At 57.3% G+C, this 18,970-nt stretch carries 17 protein-coding genes and 1 riboswitch; of the genes, 6 read left to right on the forward strand and 11 right to left on the reverse strand.

Annotation, left to right across the window (positions count from 1 at the left end; translation table 11 throughout):
- Positions 1 to 9: 9 nt before the first annotated feature.
- Both purS and purC read right to left on the reverse strand, forming a co-directional pair.
- Complete coding sequence (gene purS, locus ABJ076_RS14605) at positions 10 to 252, reverse strand: phosphoribosylformylglycinamidine synthase subunit PurS (RefSeq protein WP_348184590.1); 243 nt, start codon at positions 250 to 252, stop codon at positions 10 to 12.
- 41 nt (positions 253 to 293) lie between these two features.
- A complete protein-coding gene (purC, locus tag ABJ076_RS14610) occupies positions 294 to 1,058 on the reverse strand; it encodes a phosphoribosylaminoimidazolesuccinocarboxamide synthase (protein ID WP_348184592.1) in 765 nt (254 codons plus the stop codon).
- 368 nt (positions 1,059 to 1,426) lie between these two features.
- Between purC and ABJ076_RS14615 the strand changes: the two genes are divergently transcribed.
- Positions 1,427 to 2,920, forward strand: a complete 1,494-nt coding sequence (locus ABJ076_RS14615) for a PAS domain-containing methyl-accepting chemotaxis protein (protein ID WP_348202612.1) — start codon at positions 1,427 to 1,429, stop codon at positions 2,918 to 2,920.
- 43 nt (positions 2,921 to 2,963) lie between these two features.
- Here the strand turns inward: ABJ076_RS14615 and thiC are convergent, their stop codons facing one another.
- The 4 genes from thiC to ABJ076_RS14635 all read right to left on the reverse strand — a co-directional run bounded on the left by thiC (position 2,964) and on the right by ABJ076_RS14635 (position 7,966).
- Positions 2,964 to 4,772, reverse strand: coding sequence for a phosphomethylpyrimidine synthase ThiC (gene thiC / locus ABJ076_RS14620; protein WP_348184596.1), 1,809 nt, complete (start codon positions 4,770 to 4,772; stop codon positions 2,964 to 2,966).
- Positions 4,773 to 4,849: 77 nt separating this feature from the next.
- Positions 4,850 to 4,949, reverse strand: a riboswitch (TPP riboswitch).
- A gap of 34 nt (positions 4,950 to 4,983) precedes the next feature.
- The gene (locus ABJ076_RS14625) at positions 4,984 to 6,363 is read right to left on the reverse strand and encodes an aminotransferase class III-fold pyridoxal phosphate-dependent enzyme (RefSeq protein ID WP_348184598.1); all 1,380 of its coding nucleotides are present in this window, start codon (positions 6,361 to 6,363) and stop codon (positions 4,984 to 4,986) included.
- A gap of 75 nt (positions 6,364 to 6,438) precedes the next feature.
- Complete coding sequence (locus tag ABJ076_RS14630) at positions 6,439 to 7,218, reverse strand: TetR family transcriptional regulator (RefSeq protein WP_348184600.1); 780 nt, start codon at positions 7,216 to 7,218, stop codon at positions 6,439 to 6,441.
- Positions 7,163 to 7,966 carry an NRDE family protein gene (locus ABJ076_RS14635; protein ID WP_348512081.1) on the reverse strand — a complete coding sequence of 268 codons (804 nt, stop codon included), beginning with the start codon at positions 7,964 to 7,966 and terminating at the stop codon, positions 7,163 to 7,165. Before ABJ076_RS14635 ends, ABJ076_RS14630 begins: the two co-directional genes overlap by 56 nt.
- A gap of 150 nt (positions 7,967 to 8,116) precedes the next feature.
- Between ABJ076_RS14635 and ABJ076_RS14640 the strand changes: the two genes are divergently transcribed.
- Positions 8,117 to 8,443, forward strand: coding sequence for a DUF1476 domain-containing protein (locus ABJ076_RS14640; protein ID WP_348184604.1), 327 nt, complete (start codon positions 8,117 to 8,119; stop codon positions 8,441 to 8,443).
- A gap of 80 nt (positions 8,444 to 8,523) precedes the next feature.
- On the opposite strand, the gene purB is transcribed toward ABJ076_RS14640, so the two are convergent.
- Positions 8,524 to 9,822, reverse strand: coding sequence for an adenylosuccinate lyase (gene purB / locus ABJ076_RS14645; RefSeq protein WP_348184606.1), 1,299 nt, complete (start codon positions 9,820 to 9,822; stop codon positions 8,524 to 8,526).
- A 155-nt stretch (positions 9,823 to 9,977) separates the two neighbouring features.
- Between purB and mtnA the strand changes: the two genes are divergently transcribed.
- The 3 genes from mtnA to ABJ076_RS14660 are packed head-to-tail and all read left to right on the forward strand — an operon-like array spanning position 9,978 to position 12,027.
- Positions 9,978 to 11,087, forward strand: a complete 1,110-nt coding sequence (gene mtnA, locus ABJ076_RS14650; RefSeq protein WP_348184608.1) for an S-methyl-5-thioribose-1-phosphate isomerase — start codon at positions 9,978 to 9,980, stop codon at positions 11,085 to 11,087.
- Entirely contained in the window at positions 11,087 to 11,758 is a 672-nt protein-coding gene (locus ABJ076_RS14655; protein WP_348184610.1) for a class II aldolase/adducin family protein, read from the forward strand. The genes mtnA and ABJ076_RS14655 overlap by 1 nt, the downstream gene beginning before the upstream one ends.
- 29 nt (positions 11,759 to 11,787) lie before the next feature.
- Positions 11,788 to 12,027 carry a hypothetical protein gene (locus ABJ076_RS14660; RefSeq protein WP_348184612.1) on the forward strand — a complete coding sequence of 80 codons (240 nt, stop codon included), beginning with the start codon at positions 11,788 to 11,790 and terminating at the stop codon, positions 12,025 to 12,027.
- A 437-nt stretch (positions 12,028 to 12,464) separates the two neighbouring features.
- On the opposite strand, the gene ABJ076_RS14665 is transcribed toward ABJ076_RS14660, so the two are convergent.
- Both ABJ076_RS14665 and ABJ076_RS14670 read right to left on the reverse strand, forming a co-directional pair.
- Positions 12,465 to 14,981: a PAS-domain containing protein gene (locus ABJ076_RS14665; protein ID WP_348184614.1), complete on the reverse strand. Its 2,517-nt coding sequence runs from the start codon at positions 14,979 to 14,981 to the stop codon at positions 12,465 to 12,467.
- An 85-nt stretch (positions 14,982 to 15,066) separates the two neighbouring features.
- The gene (locus ABJ076_RS14670) at positions 15,067 to 16,023 is read right to left on the reverse strand and encodes an aminotransferase class IV (protein ID WP_348184616.1); all 957 of its coding nucleotides are present in this window, start codon (positions 16,021 to 16,023) and stop codon (positions 15,067 to 15,069) included.
- A 154-nt stretch (positions 16,024 to 16,177) separates the two neighbouring features.
- On the opposite strand from ABJ076_RS14670, the gene ABJ076_RS14675 reads away from it, so the two are divergent.
- A complete protein-coding gene (locus tag ABJ076_RS14675) occupies positions 16,178 to 17,431 on the forward strand; it encodes an MFS transporter (protein WP_348184617.1) in 1,254 nt (417 codons plus the stop codon).
- A gap of 93 nt (positions 17,432 to 17,524) precedes the next feature.
- Here ABJ076_RS14675 and ABJ076_RS14680 read toward each other — a convergent pair whose 3' ends face one another.
- Both ABJ076_RS14680 and radC read right to left on the reverse strand, forming a co-directional pair.
- Positions 17,525 to 18,142 (reverse strand): LysE family transporter, encoded by a 618-nt coding sequence (locus ABJ076_RS14680; protein ID WP_348184619.1) that lies wholly within the window; start codon positions 18,140 to 18,142, stop codon positions 17,525 to 17,527.
- 61 nt (positions 18,143 to 18,203) lie between these two features.
- Positions 18,204 to 18,896, reverse strand: coding sequence for a DNA repair protein RadC (radC, locus tag ABJ076_RS14685; protein ID WP_348184621.1), 693 nt, complete (start codon positions 18,894 to 18,896; stop codon positions 18,204 to 18,206).
- Between the last annotated feature and the right edge of the window lie 74 nt (positions 18,897 to 18,970).

The raw sequence follows: 18,970 nt of genomic DNA on the forward strand, positions 1-18,970 counted from the left end.
TCGTCGCCGTTAGTCCTCAATCTCAACCGAGTAATTTTCGATGACGGTATTGGCGAGAAGCTTCTCGCACATGTCGGTGACCAGAGCCCGTGCTTTGTCCGCGTCTGTCTCGCTTAGATCCAGCTCGAGGAATTTGCCCTGGCGAACCTGGTTGACGCCGTCGAAATCGAGCGCGCCGAGCGCATGTTCGATGGCTTTGCCTTGCGGATCGAGGACGCCGTTTTTCAGCGTGACATGGACTGTGGCTTTCATATTCTCACCAATTCGTTCATCACCGGTGCCGGTTTGCGGCGTTACTGGATAGCTTTCGGACCTTTGAGGTCCATCGGGCCTGCTTCGGGCAATACGCCAAGGCGTCGGGCGACTTCCTGATAGGCCTCGCGAACACCGCCGAGATCCTGCCGGAACCGATCCTTGTCCAGCTTCTCGTTTGTTTCCGCGTCCCAAAGCCGGCAATTGTCCGGGCTGATTTCATCAGCCAGCACGATCTGTAGTGTATCTTCGGTATAGAACCGGCCAAATTCGAGTTTGAAGTCTACGAGACGCAAACCCACGCCGATGAAGAGACCGGCAAGGAAATCGTTCACCCGAAGCGACAGGGCCATGATGTCGTCAATGTCCTGCGGCGTCGCCCAGCCGAACGCCGTGATGTGCTCTTCAGAGATGATCGGATCGCCAAGCTCATCGGATTTGTAAAAGTACTCGATGATTGAGCGCGGCAGCGGTGTACCTTCTTCTAGCCCAAACCGCTTGGCTATAGAACCTGCGGCAACATTACGGACTACCACTTCGACCGGAATGATCTCGACTTCCCGGACAAGCTGCTCGCGCATGTTCAGGCGGCGCATGAAATGCGTCGGGATGCCGATCTCGGTCAGCCGCGTCATCAGATATTCGCTGATGCGGTTGTTCAGCACGCCTTTACCGGTGATGGTTCCCTGCTTTTCTGCATTGAAAGCGGTGGCGTCATCTTTGAAATACTGGATCAGGGTACCGGGCTCTGGGCCTTCATAAAGGTCCTTTGCCTTGCCTTCGTAAATTTTTCTGCGTCGTGCCATGGGTTCCCCGCCTGTTGATTGGCGGTCGGTTTCCGAAGTGCGGGAAGCCTGCAGGTGTCAGCGGCAGGAAATGCGCGCTTCATATAAACACAAGGCAAGGCAAACACAATCAGGGAAGCTGGTTAACTCGTCAGCTTGTGTTATGCCCGGAATAGCCGACCTTGCGATGTTGCGCACTGTGCTGCCTGCAAGACGATATGCCAGATTATCAAGTGATTTCCAGGCCGGGGCTGCAGACTGAATGTGCACATTGGGTTGAAAATGGAAGCCGCTTCTATTATGCGTGCCGGGTTATTAATTTATTCATGTTTTGCATGCATGTTACGTAGAATTTTAGTCTTTTAAGCTGGGGAACAAAAATGTCGATAATGGCTTTTGGTGGCGATGCTTCAGCTAAGTTGGCCGCCCTAGACAAGTCGCAGGCATCGATCGAATTCAAGCTGGATGGCACGATCATCACCGCCAACCAGAATTTTTTGAAGGCGATGGGCTACGAACTCAAAGATATCGTCGGCAAGCACCATAGTATTTTTGTCGATCCGGATGAAAGCGACGCTCCAGCATACAGAGAGTTTTGGCAAAAGCTCGGTCAGGGTGAGTTTCAGCAGGCGCAGTATAAGCGGTTCGGCAAGGGCGGAAAGGAAATCTGGATCGAAGCGTCCTACAATCCGCTGCTGAACGGGCGGGGTATACCTTACAAAGTCGTCAAGTACGCAACGGACATCACCAGTAAGATGATGGAACATGCGGACTTTGTGGGCAAGGTTGCAGCCATTGATCGGTCTCAGGCGGTAATCGAGTTTCAGCTTGATGGGACGATTCTGACAGCGAACCAGAATTTTCTGACGACATTGGGTTATAAGCTTGAGGAAATTATAGGCAGGCATCACAGCATGTTTGTCGAGAAAGGGGTGCAGGATTCTCCGGAATACCGAGATTTTTGGGCAAAACTTGCAGCCGGTGAATTTCAGGCCGGGCAGTATAGAAGGTTCGGAAAAGACGGTAATGAAGTGTGGATCGAGGCCTCATATAATCCTGTTTTTGATCCCGATGGGCGTCCGATTAAAGTCGTCAAGTTCGCCACCGACATCACCGGCCGAAAACAACAGAATGTTGAACTGGCCGAGGCCTTCGAGGAAGGCGTAAAGCGTGCAGTTGAATCTGTCTCTGCATCTGCGGCAGACATGGAAGCGACCGCGCAGTCGCTGGCGGCCAATTCGGAGCAGACAAACCAGCAGACCGCAACAGTTTCCTCGGCGACGGAAGAACTCTCTGCTTCTGTTAGCGAGATCGCACGCCAGATCTCGGAATCCACCAATGCTGTTGGCAGCGCTGTCGAAGCGGCCGGTAAATCGGAAAAGATGGTGAATGATTTGCTTGCCGCCGCTCAGAAGGTTGGTGAAGTTACCAAAATCATCGCCGACATTGCGGAACAGACGAACTTGCTGGCGCTCAATGCTACCATTGAGGCCGCACGGGCGGGTGAAGCTGGCAAGGGCTTTGCTGTCGTGGCCTCCGAGGTGAAGAGTCTGGCAACTCAAACGGGCAAGGCAACAGATGAAATCGCCCAGCAGATCAAGGAGATCCAGGACTCCACGAACACAACCGCCGAATCAATTGGCGACATTGCCAAAATCATTTCCAAGGTTGACGAGATTGGCACGTCAATCTCCAGCGCCGTTGAGGAACAATCAGCGGCCACGCAGGAGGTTTCCGTGAATATCAGCGGTGTCTCCCAGGCAACCGAGGAAAGCGGAACCTCGACCGCGAATGTGCTGAGCTACGCGCGATCACTGTCGGAGCAGGCTGGCGGATTGAACGAGCAAGTTGACCGGTTTCTGGATAAAGTCCGGGCGATGTAACCGGTTAGAGCCGAGCCCCGGTCTTGCCGGGGCCCGGTTCTGTTTATCCGGCCTTGACGTCCGGCGCCTGATAGATCTCGCTGCCTTTGTCCCTGAAAAGCTCAGCCATGGTTTTCATGCCTTGTTTTGCTTCGTCTTTCAGCTCGTGTGAAATCCGCATCGAGCAGAATTTCGGGCCGCACATGGAGCAAAAATGCACCGTCTTGTGCGCTTCCTTCGGTAGTGTCTGGTCATGGAAACCGCGGGCCGTCTCCGGATCGAGCGACAGATTGAACTGATCCTCCCAGCGGAAATCGAAGCGCGCCCGTGACAGCGCATCATCCCGTCGTTGCGCTCCTGGATGACCTTTCGCCAGATCCGCCGCATGGGCGGCGATACGGTACGTGATCACACCCGTTTTAACGTCGTCCCGGTCCGGCAGACCGAGATGCTCCTTTGGCGTAACGTAGCAAAGCATGGCGCAGCCGAACCAGCCGATCATGGCCGCACCGATGCCGCTGGTGATGTGATCGTAACCGGGCGCGATATCCGTGGTCAGCGGGCCAAGCGTATAGAACGGGGCCTCATCACAGACCTCCAATTGCTTGTCCATGTTCTCCTTGATCTTGTGCATTGGCACATGGCCCGGACCCTCGATCATCACCTGTACGTCATGCTTCCAGGCGATCTTGGTGAGCTGTCCCAGCGTCTCCAGTTCTGCGAACTGTGCCTTGTCGTTGGCGTCCGCGATTGAGCCTGGCCGCAGCCCGTCTCCGAGGGAGAAGGAAACGTCGTAGGCGGCCATGATCTCGCAGATTTCCTCGAAATTCTCGTAGAGGAAGCTCTCCTTGTGATGGGCCAGGCACCATTTCGCCATGATCGAGCCGCCCCGGCTGACGATGCCGGTTACCCGGTCCACGGTGAGTGGAATGAAGGGCAGACGGACACCGGCATGGATGGTGAAATAGTCGACACCCTGTTCGCACTGCTCGATCAGAGTGTCGCGATAAACTTCCCAGGTCAGCGCTTCCGGAACGCCGTCGACTTTCTCCAGTGCCTGATAGAGCGGCACGGTGCCGATCGGTACCGGTGAGTTCCGGATGATCCATTCGCGGATATTGTGGATGTTCCGGCCGGTGGAGAGATCCATCACCGTGTCGGCGCCCCAGCGGATAGCCCAGACCATCTTGTCGATCTCGTCCGCGACGGAGGAGGTAACGGCGGAATTGCCGATATTGGCATTCACCTTGACCAGGAAGTTCCGCCCGATGGCCATCGGCTCGGTTTCCGGATGGTTGATGTTGGCCGGGATGATGGCCCGGCCCCGTGCTATCTCGTCGCGCACGAATTCGGGCGTCACCACATCAGGAATAGACGCACCAAAATCCTCGCCGTCCCGCGCGGTCTGTTTCAGCTCTTCACGGAGCTGGTTCTCGCGGATGGCGACGAATTCCATTTCCGCGGTCACGATACCGGCCCTCGCATAGGCAAGCTGTGTTGGTCGCTTGCCGGGCTTTGCGCGCAGCGGTGGCCGGATCGCGCCGAATTCTGTCACCAGATTGGCGTCGCCGACATTGCCGTTGTCTTCCGGCTTCACCACGCGGCCCTGATAGGTCTCGACATCGCCTCGGGCGATGATCCAGTCCCGGCGCAGGGTGGGCAGCCCAGCCTCGATATCGATTTGGGCGTCGGCGTCGGTATAGGGGCCGGAGGGGTCATAGACCGTCACCGGCGGTTCTCCGGCGGACGGGTGCACGGCGATTTCGCGCATGGGCACGCGGATATCAGGATGAATGCTGCCTGGCACATAGATCTTTCGCGAGGCCGGTAACGGCCCCGTGGTGACGGCGGCGATGGGCGTGTGCTTGTTCATAAGATGGATCCCTTGCAGTCGGTTGCACAGAGATCCGGGGAGGCTTCAGGATAAATGGGGTGCGTATGGCTTCGAGAGCGGTAACGCGTTTCCATCCCTACGCCGGCATAACCCGGATCAGGTTCGAAGGGTCGGCGCAATGCCTCTCAGCCCGTAAGGGCACCCCTTGGAATACGTGAAGCCTAGGCGGGAAACATCCCGCTGAAAAGGACTAATCCAGCTCTTTTTCGAAGGCGGCAAGGGTCTTACCCAGGCGGACAACGATCTCGTCGATCTCTTCTTCGGTGACGGTGAGGGGAGGGGTGACCATAAGCCATTCGCCGTATTTGCCGTTCGCTGTTCGCCGTGAATAAAGCAGCAGGCCGTGCTCCATACCGATCTCGATCAAGCGATAGACGGCCTTAATCGTCGCGGGCAGGATCTCCTTGGTTTCCTTGTCCCGAACGATCTCGATAGCATTTAGCAAGCCGAGGCCACGCACATCGCCAAGAATGCCGCTGCGTGTTTCCAGATCGCGCAATCCAGCCCGCAGGCGGTTGCCCATCTTTGTGGCATTTGCCATCAGATCATTGTCGATAAGCTCGCTCACCACGGCGTGGCCGACAGCGCAGCTCAGAGGATTGGCGACATAGGTATGGCCATGCATGAATCCGTCCGAACGGGTGACGGCATCCACCATGGTTGCCGGTGCCAGCACCAGGCCGAGTGGGGTGTAGCCGGCGGCGATACCCTTGGCCTGGGTGATCATGTCGGGCTTTGCCTCGGGCCAGTGCTCCGCACAAAGGAAAGTCCCGGTGCGTCCAGCGCCGCACATCACCTCGTCATAGATCAGCAGCACGCCATGTTTGCTGCAGATATCACGCACGGCTTTGTAGTAATGATTGGGCGCCACCAATGCTCCCGTGGCGAGGCCGCCGACCGGTTCCATGATGAAAGCCAGTACAGTCTCCGGGCCTTCCTCAAGGATAACCGCCTCCAGCATGGCGGCCGCATGCCGGGCGTAACTGTCGATATCATGATTGTCCGGCAGCCGGTAATTGAAGGGCGCCGGGACTTTTGGCATCACCTTCATCAAACCGGAGAATACGGCTTCGGAAGCCGGGTCTCCGCTGATCGCCGCGGCGCCGAGAGTGGATCCGTGATAGCCGGGGTCGCGCCCCAATATCTTGCAGCGCGCGGTTTCGCCCTGAGTGATGGCATATTGTCTTGCCAGCTTGATAGCGGCTTCGTTCGCCTCAGACCCCCCTGAACAGACGAAGACTCTTTCAAAGCCCGACCCTGCTTGTCCGGCGACCAGATCTGCGAGATCAATGTTGGGCTGGTTCTCGAAATGCTGTCTGCTGGCAAAACAGATTTTTTGCGCCTGATCGGTCATGGCGGTGATGACGCGCTCGTTTCCGTGGCCGAGATTGGTTGCCACTGGTCCGCAGCAAGAATCCAGATACTGCCGTCCCTTGGTATCCCAGATCCAGGCACCCTTGCCATGAGAAACCGTCGGGTGTCGCTTGCTGCCTTCGGGCATATAGAAAACATCGATCGGCCCGCCATGGCTGCCGAAGGTACCGCCGGTTCCGTTGAGCTCAGCCGCCATTGTCTGATTTCCACACTTGAGAAAAGCACTTTCAAGGCGGAGAAAATCACAACATTGTACACTGTACAATAAAATTCAAACAGAACTCTTAATCTGAGCTGCTTTCCGCGCCAATCCGGCGATCAGAGCATCCGTATACATCTCGAAACCGGACTCCAGAGACGACCCGCTTCCGTTCTGCCATCGCAGCATGAGGGCGTGGTTCAGTAGCCTGTCCCGCTCTGCTGCGAGGGTCGGGTAAAGGGTCGGGTCAGCCGCCTTGATATTGGCGGTAAGCGAGTGTTTGAGATCTCCCGCCGGATCAGGAAAGACATGTGCGAATTCCTGAGTGGCGTACCCGCATAAACCGGCGATAACCGTGTTGTAAGCATCCACCAGATCGTCATTGGCGAAGCCGGTCTTTCGCAAGGTTGCGAGAATGCCCTCGACAAGATCCAGATCCACGCTGGCGCTCGAGACCAGATGTCCGCCAATCAGTGGCGAGATATTCGGGTGCGCGCGCACAACGTCGCGATAGCGTCGGAACAGTGCTTTCAGCCACGCTTGCCAGTCAGGATCAGGGGGTGGCAGTACATCGGCAAACAGCGCTGCCATAAGCCTGGCGATCAGTTGATGCCGGTTCGGCACATGCCAATAAAGCGCTGTGGGATAGACGCCGAGGGCCTTGGCGATGTTGCGGATGGAAAAGTTATCCAGCCCTTGGCTGTCCAACAAATGGATCGCGGCGGCGATTATGGAATCGCTCGATAGTGGCGCGCTTTTCGTTTTTCGTTGGGGGGGCCTCTTTGCAGTCAAAAGTTCAGTCCAATATATCGACAAGAGTGAATTTGGACCTGTCTGGCGGTCCGGCTGCAAAACGCCAGACCGGATTACGTCCAGTGTCGGCGGGCAATCCGATCAGCGAAGAGGAAACAGTTGCGAATCCAGCCCCGTTATCGAGATTGATGGCTGAGCCATAATCGTCTGATACGGCTTGTGTCCGGTCGGCGAGGAGGGTCTCCCATGCGGCCCAGTCGCCTTTGTCCGGGTCGGGTGTTTCTGCAACACGAAAACGGGGCAGAGCCCTCCGGACGCGTGGGCTCTCCGGATCGTTGACGTCATAGGCTGTGAAGACCGAAACCCCTTCCGGGATCTCGAAAACATCAATCTCGCCATCGTCAGTTGCCTCGTTGCGAAGCCAGAAAGCTTTCTCCGTATCGGCAATCATCATGTTGAAACTGCGATAGCTGGTTCCGTCCAGCTCACCAAGAGCCTTGGCGGCCGCCTCGGCTTCTGCATGGTCCAGCGCTTCGAGGACGACTTCCCCCCGAGAACGTTTTCCGTCCGCTGGTCCGAGCGAACCGCGGCGGTTCAGTATGCCTGAGACCAGACCGTGATCGTTCACGCCGAGCCACGAGCCGCCACTCAACTTGTCCAGTCCGGCGATAACATGCTGCCGATCCGGCCAGTGGCGATCTGGTGCCGTCCAGGGTCTGGATTGCATTTCATCCCGGTTGGCGGCGATGAGGACCGGCCAGGAATGGCCCGGTCGGCGCAAAATGATGAGGGTGCACATGGCTGGACCGTACGATGGGGAAACGAAAGTCGAAACAATTTTTGACAAGAAGTCTATCGCTCCCCATCTGCCGTTTAACAGAGAGCGTAAGGACTGGTAAATTGCGCTCTCTTGCAAAGATTTATGTTGCGTCAAATGCCGACATGATAGACGGCATGACGAGCAGCGGATTGAAAACGACGAAAGGGAACTCCACCAATGTCAGGTTTCGACAAACGCGAAAAAGGTGAGGAGGCCAAGTTTGCTCATGACTCCGAACTCGAGTTCAAGGCAAGCGCCCGCCGCAACAAGCTTTTTGGCCTTTGGGTTGCGGAAGAATTCCTCGGCAAGAGCGGTGACGAAGCCGCTGCCTATGCAAAAGAAGTTGTCATGGCCGACATGGAGAAGCCGGGAATCGACGATGTGGTGGAGTTCGTGCTGAAGAGCATCGAAGGCACCGGCGCCGATCTCTCAGAGCACCGTATCCGCCATAAACTGGACGAATTCATGGGAATCGCGGTCGATCAGATCCAGAACGAGGGCTGATACTCTCCGCGTTTCATGCGAAGAAACAAAGAACGGCGCCCCTTGAGGCGCCGTTTTACGTTTTTTGACCCTCCAAGGGATCAGCTTTCGCCGAATACCCGGTTGAAGATCGTGTCCACGTGCTTGGTGTGGTAGCCGAGATCGAACAGGGACTCGAGCGCAGCAGCGTCGAGCAGCGCTGTCACTGCATCATCAGCTTTCAGCAGTGTCAGGAAGTCCTTACCTTCCAGCCATACCGGCATCGCGTTGCGCTGCACTGCCTGATAGGCGTCTTCCCTACTCATGCCAGCCTGGGTCAGGCCGAGCAGTACGCGCTGGGAATGGACGAGACCGCCGAGTTGGTCGAGGTTCGCCTGCATGCCTTCCGGGTAGATCAGCAGCTTGTCGATCACGCCGGTCAGGCGGGTGAGGGCAAAGTCGAGTGTTACGGTGGAGTCCGGGCCGATCATCCGTTCGACGGAGGAGTGGGAGATGTCCCGCTCATGCCAGAGCGCAACATTCTCCATTGCCGGGACAACGGCGGAGCGAACCAGCCGGGCGAGGCCGGTCAGATTTTCTGTCAGCACAGGGTTCCGCTTGTGCGGCATGGCCGACGAGCCCTTCTGGCCCGGAGAGAAGTATTCCTCGGCTTCGCGGACTTCGGTGCGCTGCAGGTGCCGGATCTCTGTGGCGAGACGCTCGACGGAGCTGGCAATGACACCGAGGGTGGCGAAGAACATTGCATGTCGGTCGCGTGGGATGACCTGGGTGGATACCGGCTCGGCAGCAAGGCCGAGCTTTTCGGCCACATGCTCTTCGACGCGCGGATCGATATTGGCGAAGGTACCGACGGCACCGGAAATGGCGCAGGTGGCGATCTCGGCCCGGGCGGCCAACAGCCGTGCCCGGTTACGGTCGAACTCGGCGTAATACCCGGCCAGCTTCACACCGAAGGTCAGTGGCTCTGCATGGATGCCGTGGCTGCGGCCAACGGTCGGGGACATCTTGTGCTCGAAGGCCCGGCGCTTGATCGCCGCCAGCAAGGCGTCGAGATCGGCCAGCAACAGATCCGCCGCCTGGGTGAGCTGTACCGCAAGGCACGTGTCGAGAACGTCCGAGGAGGTCATGCCCTGATGCACGAAGCGGGCTTCGTCGCCGACATATTCGGCAAGGTTGGTCAGGAACGCGATGACATCGTGTTTGGTCTCACGCTCAATTGCGTCGATCCGTTCAATGTCGAAATTGCCGCGTTCCCAGACAGCCTTGGCGGCTTCCTTCGGGATCACGCCGAGCTCGGCCTGTGCGTCGCAGGCATGGGCCTCGATCTCGAACCAGATGCGGAATTTGTTCTCGGGCTCCCAGATCTTGACCATCTCGGGGCGGGAATAGCGCGGGATCATGTGTATCCTCGGGTGACTGCTGCGTGCGATTGATACCGGAATGCCTGCTCGATTGCGTGATGGCAATCAGGCAGGCGGGGTTTTATCATTGCCGCCGCTTTGAGTCACGCTGTGGGCGGGACAGTTAAGAAGACAGCTCAAGAGGGAGCGTATCCATGAAGATCGACGGCAAGCCGCATCGCACGATCTGGCCGACGCCTGACGGCAATGCGGTCGAGATCATCGACCAGACAAAATTGCCGCACCGGTTCGAGATCGCGCGGCTTGAGACGCTGAAGGACGCAGCCCATGCGATCAAGGCGATGCTGGTGCGCGGCGCGCCGTTGATCGGGGCGACGGCGGCTTACGGCATTTGGCTGGCCATGCGCGAGGATGCCTCAGACGCAGGCCTGTCGACCGCCTATGATCGGCTTTACGAAACCCGGCCGACGGCGGTCAATCTACGTTGGGCACTTGATGCCGCGCGGACGAAGCTCGGCCCTCTGGCGCCGGAGGCTCGGGCGAATGCCGCCTTCACGCTGGCGGGTGACATCTGTGACGAGGACGTGGAGATCAACCGCTCCATCGGGGAGGCAGGCCTCGCGGTGATCAAGGATATCCAGTCACGCAAGAAGCCGGGCGAGACCATCAACGTGCTGACCCACTGCAATGCGGGCTGGCTCGCGACAGTGGATTGGGGAACCGCGACCGCGCCGATCTATCTGGCGCACGATGCGGGTATTCCGGTTCATGTCTGGGTCGACGAGACCCGGCCGCGCAACCAGGGCGCTAGCTTGACAGCGTGGGAGCTGAGCAATCACGGTGTGCCGCATACGGTGATCGTGGATAATGCGGGCGGTCATTATATGCAGCATGGCATGGTCGATCTGGTAATCACCGGGACGGACAGAACGACGCGGGCCGGTGATGTCTGCAACAAGATCGGCACGTATCTTAAAGCGCTGGCGGCATTTGATAACGGCGTGCCTTTCTATGTTGGCCTACCGTCTCCGACCATCGACTGGACCATCGCTGACGGTGTGCGTGACATTCCAATTGAAGAGCGTGATTTCCGCGAGGTGACGGAAATCACCGGGCGTATGGCGGATGGCAAAGTGGCGACGGTGACGATCACGCCGGAAAAGAGCAAGGCGGCTAACCCGGCATTCGATGTGACGCCGGCGCGTCTTGTCACTGGTTTGTTGACGGAGCGAGGTCTTGCGGAAGCGAGTGAGGAGGGGCTGTTGCAGCTGTTCCCGGAAATGCGTCAGGCGGGTGAGGATTAATGACTGTGAAAATAGGTAAGGCTGAGCGGGCACTCCGGCAGGAAGTCATCGATACGTGTCTGAGCATGAACGAGTTGGGTTTGAACCAGGGCACATCCGGTAATGTCAGTGTGCGTTGCGGGGAAGACCCTGCAGAAGGCTTCTTCATGACGCCGTCCAGCATTCGCTATGACCGGCTGACCCCGGAAGACATCGTCCGAATGGATCTGGAAGGAAATGTGGAGGGCAAGCACAAGCCTTCCAGTGAGTGGCGGTTCCATCTCGACATCATGCGGGCCCGCCCGGACGCAGGTGCCATCGTTCATACCCACGGCATGTTCGCGACCACGCTGGCTTGTCTGCACCGGGAAATTCCGGCCTTTCATTACATGATTGCGCTTTTCGGTGGGCCTACGATCCGCTGCGCCCCATATGCCACTTATGGGACTCAGGAGCTATCCGATCATGCGCTGACGGCGCTGGAAGGGCGCAAGGCGTGTCTGCTTGGGAACCATGGACTGATTGTGCTGGGGCCCAATCTGGAGCGTGCTCTGGCACTGACTGTCGAGGCCGAGACGTTGGCTGCCATGTATTGGCGGGCTCTGCAGATCGGCCAACCGGCGATCCTTCCGGATGAAGAGATCGAGAAAGTCGCGACGAAGTTCGGCGTCACCGGTTATGGTGGACGCTGAACCGGGTTCGGAAGCACAAGGAGGGGTCAATGTTCGGTAAAAGTCTCTTGTGGGAAGCTGCTCGGCGGATCGTGCAGAACCCTGAGGTTCAGCAGCGTGCGACGGACATTGCTGCGGAGGTTTATGTCCGGGCAAAGCCAAAACTGGAGAATGCAGGACGTCAGATCAGCGAGTCCGTTCGGGATGCGGCGGGCGAACATGATCCGCTGCAAGATCCCGTGGGTTTCGTCAAGACATTGAAAAAAAGGGCGTTGCCGCCGGAGAGTTGAGATTGATCGATATGGTTCTGCCAAGGGCGGATCTGCCGGATGTCAATTAATGTAAAGCGCATAATTGACATATTTATCTAAAATCCAATATAAATATATCCTCGTGATATGGCGATGGATTATTTGACCGGTTTGCGGCAGAATACGTGCTGGAGACCGGCCTGAGTGATCAGGGTTGGTATGGCAATTGGTCCGATAAACAACTTCCCTCTGATACCGGTTCCAACCGGGCAGAGGCAGGTCCCATCTCAGCCCAGTGGTGCTGAAGATCGGCGAAATAATGCCGGATCATTGGATCCGGCAACCAGCCGTTTTGCGCAGGAACTGACTGGCACGAATCAAAATGCTGATCAACGCACTCCGCAACGCCAGCAAGCCATTCCACTCGAAGAGGTCAGTGCAGACCTACCGCGTGGCTCTATTCTCGATATCACCGTCTAGGTACATTCTGAACCGTTGCAGGCGCTGCATTCTGCCAGATGCCGGAACAGAGTATCGGGTTCAAAAGGTTTGGTGATGTGGCCGCACATTCCAGCTGCGCGGCTTTTTCCCATCTCTTCTGCTACTGCGTGTGCGGTCAGCGCGATAATCTTCAGATTGCGATGCCTTGGATCGGCCAGAATGCGTCTCGTCGCTTCATGACCGTCCATTATCGGCATTTGTAGGTCCATCAGGATGGCATCCATTTTTGGCGGTGCATCGGAAAGCATGATGTCGACAGCCTCCTTGCCGTGTTCGGCCGATGTCACGTGGATACCGGCGCCTTCAAGCAGGACTCTCGCAATTTCGCGGTTAATCAAGTTGTCTTCCACCAGCAGAACCCGAAGACCATTGCACGCGGCACGCCAGTCCAGATCTCTACCAAGGGGGATGGCATTCTCATCCGTCACCGACTTCAAAGGCAGGTCTACGTGAAACGTGCTTCCCTGACCTGGCTGGCTTTCGACCGAGACCTCTCCATTCATCGAATGAGCAAGTTCCCGGCAGATGGCTAGTCCGAGACCGGTTCCTCCAAATTGGCGTGTTGTTGATGCATCCGCTTGATGGAAAGGCATAAAAATGCGTTCTGCAATTTCCTTTTCTATACCGATTCCGCTATCGGAGACGGAAAATCGGACATGTTTGATCCCGTTCCTCTCGGCTCCCGAGGTTACGCTCAGCCGAACGTTGCCAGTATCGGTGAATTTCACTGCGTTACTGCAAAAATTCGTAAGAATTTGGCCAATATGGAAAGGGTCCCCGAGGAATTGCATCTTTTCAATTCCATTCGAGATTACTTCGAAGGCGAGCGCCTTTTCCTCTGCGCGTGTCGCGGCAATGGATGTGACCCTGTCCAGAACATCGCTCACTTTGAAGGGAATTAACTCGATATCGAGCTGACCAGCTTCGATTTTCGCGAAATCAAGGACATCATTCACAACGCTGAGCAAAGCGTCCGATGAGGAGCGCACTTTGGCAACGATATCTGTCTGTCTTTCTGTCAGCTCCGTATCCGCAAGGATGCGGTTCAGACCGATGACCCCATTTAATGGAGTGCGGATTTCGTGGCTCATGCGGGCAAGAAAATCCGACTTCGCTCTGTCGGCATGTTCGGCACGGCTTTTCGCCTCCCGCATTTCCGCTTCCGCGCGTTCGGTTTCTTGCAGTTGCTTATTCAGCTCGGACGTACGTTCCTCGACCCGTTTTTCGAGTTCCTCGTTAGTCGAGCGCAGAAGGGCTTCAAGACGCTTTTCTTCTGTCACATCCCTGTAGGTCACCACGAAACCGTTTTCGATCGGGCGGCGATTTACTTCGATTATGGTCCCGTCCACGCGTTGCCGAATTGATTTATATGGCTTGTCCCCCGTTGCTGCTGCGGCATGCCGTTCTACAGTTTCGTCGATGTCGCCCGGCCCAAATTCGCCCATTTCCGCCTGATATCGAAGGAATTCGGTAAAATGGCGGCCTGGCTGATTGAAATGATGCGGTACGGCCATCAGGTCGAATGCCTGCGGGTTTGCGGCAACCAGATTCAGGTCTTTATCGAATAGCGATATGCCGTCACTCATCGTTTCCAGAATAGTTTCGAGAGCCGCCGATTTTTCGACAAGTTCCTTGTTATTGCTACGTAAGAGGGATTCCAGCTGTTTCTGTTCGGTCACATCGACATAGGTTGTCACGAACCCGTTTTCGACCGGGCGGCTCCAGACGTCATGGATCCGGCCGTCTGATCGTTCTCGAAAGAATCGCCGCGCCACTAGGTTTTTGACTCGATCCACGCGCTCCTGCACCAGCACCTCGACATCGCCCGTGCCATACTCGCCACGCGTGGCCAGGAGCCTCGCGAGATCCTCATACCGCACTCCGGGGTGATTGAGTTCTTGGGGTAGGCCTATCATGTCAAAGGCCTGACGGTTCGCTGCGACCAGCTTCAGGTCGCGACCGAAAAGGGTGATGCCGTAATTCACGGCGTCGAGGATGGTTTCCAGTGCTTTGGTCTGGGCCGACAGATCGCTCTCTCGTTTCTGAAGCAGTGCGGTGCGCTTCCAGACAATGTCATCCAGATGTTCGTTCGATTGCTCAAGCGCGCGCTGGGATTTCCGCAATTCGGTGATGTCGTCGTAAGTGGTTACGAATCCGCCGCCTTTGACGGGAGTGCCGGTAATACGGAGAACCATTCCGTCCTGCCGCTCGTGTTCGTAGCTGTGGGCTTCCGCCTGACGCGCTGCTGTAATCCGCTCGCTGACCAGGTCTTCTATTTGCCCGGGGCCGTACTCGCCACGCTCGGCGTTGTGTCGCAAGAACTGGTCAAACGGAGTCCCTGGAGTTCCCATTCGGTCCGGGAAGTCAAATAAATCAAGATAACGCCGGTTACAGACAACCAGATTGAGGTCTTGATCAAAATAACAGAGACCTTGGCTCACATTTTCGATCACGGACGAAAATATGTCTTGATCCGTAATGTTTTGTTTCATGGCGTCGGCTGGATCTTTCTTGAATGTGACGCATTATGATTAGAATATAAGTGTGTGGCGAGTATACTAATATTTGACTGATTACTTAATTGCATTGGTTTGGATGCTCAATGAACGTATTTTCAACGAGAGTGTTGTAGTGTGTGTGTAGTTTTTGCGTCATGGGCCCGGGGAAATTGCTGGAGCCGATTGTCTTGCCGTCAATCTCGGCGACAGGCGTGATGCCGCCGAATGAACCGGTCAGAAATGCCTCGTCGGCGCCATGGCATTCGACGAGCGAGAAATTCTTCTGAAACACCGGGATCTCATGTTGCCTGCATAGATCGATGACCTTTTGACGGGTGACGCCGTTCATGCAGTAGTCGCCTGTGGATGTCCAAACTTCCCCATGTCTGACAATGAAGAAATTGCAGGCATTTGTCGTGTTTACGAAGCCGTGCGGGTCAAGCATCAACCCTTCGTCGGCCCCGGCCTGTTCGGCCTGCAGGCAGGCGATGACGCAGTTCAACTTTGAGTGAGAATTCAGTTTAGGGTCCTGTGAATGCGGCAAGCCCCGGACCTGGGGCACCGTCGCCAGCCGGATGCCGCGCCGGTGAAGGCCGCTCGCCGGTTTCGAATGCTCCAGGATGATTACGATTGTCGGCCCGCTGCGGGAAAGCGAGGGATGCTGGAACGGCCGATCCTTCAAACCGCGTGTGATCATCAGACGGCAGTGCGCGTCGGTATGCATCTTATTGGCGGTAGCGGTCTGGTTCAAGGCGGAGAGGATGCCGGCGCTGTCCATGCCTATATTGAGGGAGACTGCTTTGCAGCTTTCGAATAGACGGGTCATGTGCTCTTCGAAAAACACCCATTTGCCGTTGTGCAGTCGCATTCCCTCCCACATGCCATCTCCGAGCATGAAGCCTGAATCGTAAACAGAAACAGTGGCTTCGGCGCGCGGAACCAATCTGCCATTTATATAGATCTTGATGTCGCGGTTGCGTGGATCATCTTCCGCATCGTGCGTTGTCTTGCGCTCGTCCGTGCCGTTGTCCTGCATGAAGTCCTCGTAATGCTGCCTTTGGCGGGAAGTGTGTCGCGTGGAGAGACTGATGACAATTCAATGCGGCTGTCCTGCCACGTGGAATGATTGACCGCTGTTGTGCCTGCGTGTCACTCAGTTCGGTGAAAGCACCGTTTCCGGAGCATGCTGTGTGACTGCCGAAGCCAAGACGCCGTCTTTTTCACCACCACGCGCGATGCTGCTCGCCGGCTGGCTGTTTGCCTCGGTTTTCTTTCTCTATGCCTTCGTGCTGCGCGTCTCACCGTCGGTCATGGTCGACGATCTGATGAGGGAGTTTGCGGTCGGCGGCGCTATTCTTGGAAACCTCTCGGCAGTCTATTTCTATGTCTATGCGAGTATCCAGATCCCGATTGGCGTTGCGATTGACCGGCTTGGTGCCCGGCGTTTGGCAACCGGTGCTGCGGCGATCTGTACCGTCGGGGTAATGGTGTTCGCCGGAGCGGATTCGCTCTGGGTGGCATATTTCGGGCGCTTTCTGATCGGCCTTGGTTGCGCCTGCAGTTTCGTCGCCGCGCTCTCTGTCGCGGCGATCTGGTTCCCCGGGCGGTTTGCCCTGCTGGGCGGTCTTGCACAGATGCTTGGTGTTCTCGGCGGTGTGCTGGGGCAGGCGCCGTTCGGGTATGCTGTTGAGCAGTTCGGCTGGCGTGATACCAATTGGGCGGTTGCAGTTGGTGGTGCGGTCCTCACTATTTGCCTCTTCCTCACGGTACGCGATCGGCCGCAGGACAGCGCCGAGCCGTCGCGGCCGTTACTTGAAGGACTGAAGCGTGCCCTGAGTAACAACCAGACCTGGCTCGCGGCCGCTTTCGGCGTTGGCATGACCGGGGCGATGCTGGCGTTTGGCGGTCTTTGGGGCGTGCCGTTTTTCATTGAGGCGCGGGGCCTTGTGAAGCCCGAAGCCGCTGCATTGGCGTCTGTCATGTTTTTTGGCTGGGGCGTCGGCGCGCCGCTCTTCGGGTGGCTTTCCGACAAGTTCGGCAAGCGCCGGCCCTTCATGGTTTCGGGCGGCCTGCTGGCTACTGCGGGCATCTCGCTGACCATCCTGTTCCCGACGATGCCGTTACCGTTACTTCAGGCGGTTCTGGTGATGCAGGGATTCGGGTCGTCATCCATGGTGCTGAGTTTCGCCGTGGCACGGGAGCACAACCCGCCATGGGCCAATAGTGCGACGTTGGGTATCATCAACAGCTTCGTTGTCGGTAGCGGCGCGGTGCTCCAGCCCGCTATAGGCTACCTGCTTGATCTCGATTGGGACGGACGGATGGTGGATGGAGCACGTGTCTATTCCGTCGAGACTTTCGGTTTTGCCTTGCAGGTGCTGCCCTGGTGCTGCCTTGCCGGAGTGGCGGCAGCCTGCTTCATCCGGGAAGTGAGGGACCGATGACATCGGCCCGGCCGTCCTGGATAAAGCCGTATGCGTCTGTAACGCGGTCTTGGCCGATCCGTAACTGGTAGAGCTCGAATAAGAGTGCTGTTGTCAGGCGTCCACGCGTGCGGTCAGAATCCGAAGACCGGCTGCGCCGAAAACGCATGCAAAAACTGCCTCGAATGCGCGTCGGAAGCGACTGTAGACACGGACCATGTGCGGGCTGGAGAACAGTAGCGCGTAACCGTGGAAGACAAGTTCGCTCTGGAGTCCGACAGCAGCAATGATTGTTGCCAGATGCTCCCAGGTAGAGCCGGGCGGAACACCGAGGGAGAACAGGGATCCGAAGAATAGGATGGCCTTCGGATTGGTCAGGTGAAGCGCGAGCCCGTTGCCAAAGGCGCGCCGTAGGGACGGCACATGCTTTCTGGTGATCTCCATGCTTCCCCGGCGTAGCGCCGCTCGTGCCGATTTCAAAGCCAGAAAGAGCAGGTAGCCGGCACCGGCTATCCGGATGGTCTCGAACAGCCAGACATGGGACAGCATGACGGCGCCGAGACCAAAGGCGGCCATTACGGACCACATCCATGAGCCCGCAGTCACGCCAGAGGCGACAGAAAGCCCGGCACGGCGGCCGGATGTCATGGAGGTGCCTGCGATGGCGATAATGGCGGGGCCGGGACTCGCGGTCGCTACCAGGGCGGCAAGCAGAATCAGCGGGAGATCCATGGCAGCGGCTCCTTGTATGGCTGATAAGCGAAGAATGGGCCTTTTGCTGACCCGCATTCCTTCATATCAGCCCTTGCGCCTTGAAACTAGTATGCGCCGCCCGGCCGACGATGATGTGGTCGTGCAGTACGATGCCGAGTGCCGATGCTGCCCGCTGAATCTGGCCGGTCATGTCGATATCGGCCTTTGACGGCGTGGTGTCTCCGCTCGGATGGTTGTGCACAAGGATCAGCGCAGTCGCCCCGAGATCGAGCGCGCGTGCCACCACCTCGCGAGGATAAACCGGTGTGTGGTCGACGGTGCCTTCCTGTAATACCTCGTCGGCGATAATCCGGTTTTTCTTGTCGAGGAAAAGCACGCGGAATTGCTCACGCTTCGAGAAACCCATCGCGGCGCGGCAATAGGCGATGAGCTGGTTCCAGGAGGAGACAACGGCGCGTTCCTGAACTTCCTGTCGCATCAGTCTTACGGCTGCGGCACGGACGCTTGTCAGCGCAATCGCCGTGCTTTCCCCGACGCCGCGAACCTTCATCAGGTCTTCCGCCGGGGCTGAGATGGTTTCAGCGAAGCTGCCGAACCGATCCAGCAGGGACTTGGCGAGTGGCTTTACATCCCCGCGCGGACGGGACTGGAACAGCACCAGCTCAAGCAATTCATAATCCGCAATAGTATCCGGGCCCGATTTCAGGAAACGTTCCCGGAGCCGGCGCCGGTGCCCGGAATTAAAGTCCGGACTCACTAGGTCCCGTGGCACGAATAAAGCCTCCCCTTCGATCACTCGCTGAAATGATCATGGAAGGGGCGGGTGCGTTTTTCCGGCCGGCAGGG

It is taken from the genome of Nisaea sp., assembly GCF_039990255.1.
Lineage (GTDB): Bacteria > Pseudomonadota > Alphaproteobacteria > Thalassobaculales > Thalassobaculaceae > Nisaea.

Bases quoted from the DNA above. Each gene is read 5' to 3' on its own strand.
- purS (WP_348184590.1), bottom strand. From the start codon at position 252: ATGAAAGCCACAGTCCATGTCACGCTGAAAAACGGCGTCCTCGATCCG.
- purC (WP_348184592.1), bottom strand. From the start codon at position 1,058: ATGGCACGACGCAGAAAAATTTACGAAGGCAAGGCAAAGGACCTTTAT.
- ABJ076_RS14615 (WP_348202612.1), top strand. From the start codon at position 1,427: ATGGCTTTTGGTGGCGATGCTTCAGCTAAGTTGGCCGCCCTAGACAAG.
- thiC (WP_348184596.1), bottom strand. From the start codon at position 4,772: ATGAACAAGCACACGCCCATCGCCGCCGTCACCACGGGGCCGTTACCG.
- ABJ076_RS14625 (WP_348184598.1), bottom strand. From the start codon at position 6,363: ATGGCGGCTGAGCTCAACGGAACCGGCGGTACCTTCGGCAGCCATGGC.
- ABJ076_RS14640 (WP_348184604.1), top strand. From the start codon at position 8,117: ATGTCAGGTTTCGACAAACGCGAAAAAGGTGAGGAGGCCAAGTTTGCT.
- purB (WP_348184606.1), bottom strand. From the start codon at position 9,822: ATGATCCCGCGCTATTCCCGCCCCGAGATGGTCAAGATCTGGGAGCCC.
- mtnA (WP_348184608.1), top strand. From the start codon at position 9,978: ATGAAGATCGACGGCAAGCCGCATCGCACGATCTGGCCGACGCCTGAC.
- ABJ076_RS14655 (WP_348184610.1), top strand. From the start codon at position 11,087: ATGACTGTGAAAATAGGTAAGGCTGAGCGGGCACTCCGGCAGGAAGTC.
- ABJ076_RS14660 (WP_348184612.1), top strand. From the start codon at position 11,788: ATGTTCGGTAAAAGTCTCTTGTGGGAAGCTGCTCGGCGGATCGTGCAG.
- ABJ076_RS14665 (WP_348184614.1), bottom strand. From the start codon at position 14,981: ATGAAACAAAACATTACGGATCAAGACATATTTTCGTCCGTGATCGAA.
- ABJ076_RS14670 (WP_348184616.1), bottom strand. From the start codon at position 16,023: ATGCAGGACAACGGCACGGACGAGCGCAAGACAACGCACGATGCGGAA.
- ABJ076_RS14680 (WP_348184619.1), bottom strand. From the start codon at position 18,142: ATGGATCTCCCGCTGATTCTGCTTGCCGCCCTGGTAGCGACCGCGAGT.